The sequence below is a fragment of the Microtetraspora sp. NBRC 16547 genome (assembly GCF_030268965.1).
GTDB lineage: Bacteria > Actinomycetota > Actinomycetes > Streptosporangiales > Streptosporangiaceae > Microtetraspora.
In genome coordinates this window covers 1-261 of the sequence record NZ_BSSE01000131.1, presented here as the reverse complement: position 1 = coordinate 261, position 261 = coordinate 1, and the positions used below count along the sequence as shown (strand labels likewise).

At 60.9% G+C, this 261-nt stretch carries 1 protein-coding gene; it reads right to left on the bottom strand.

From position 1 onward, the window contains the following. Positions 1–9: 9 nt before the first annotated feature. A partial coding sequence (tnpA, locus tag QSK17_RS35920) for an IS200/IS605 family transposase (RefSeq protein ID WP_285711160.1) occupies positions 10–261 on the bottom strand: 252 nt, incomplete at its 5' end.

The following is a 261-nucleotide window of genomic DNA, read 5'->3' as shown; positions in this document are numbered from 1 at the left end:
ACCCACAGGTCACAGTGGGCGTTGCTGCTGCTCGATGTACTGCTTGACTGCCGTGAGCGGTGCACCGCCGACTGATCCGGCGAAATAGGACCCCGACCAGAAGTGTCCACCCCACAGATACTTGCCGACATGCGCGGCATACTCCTTGCGCAGGAGCCGCGCCGAAACGCCCTTGAGACTGTTGACCAGTTTGGACAGGGCGACCTTCGGCGGGTAGTGGATCAGTAGGTGGACGTGGTCATGTTCGCCGTTGAACTCACG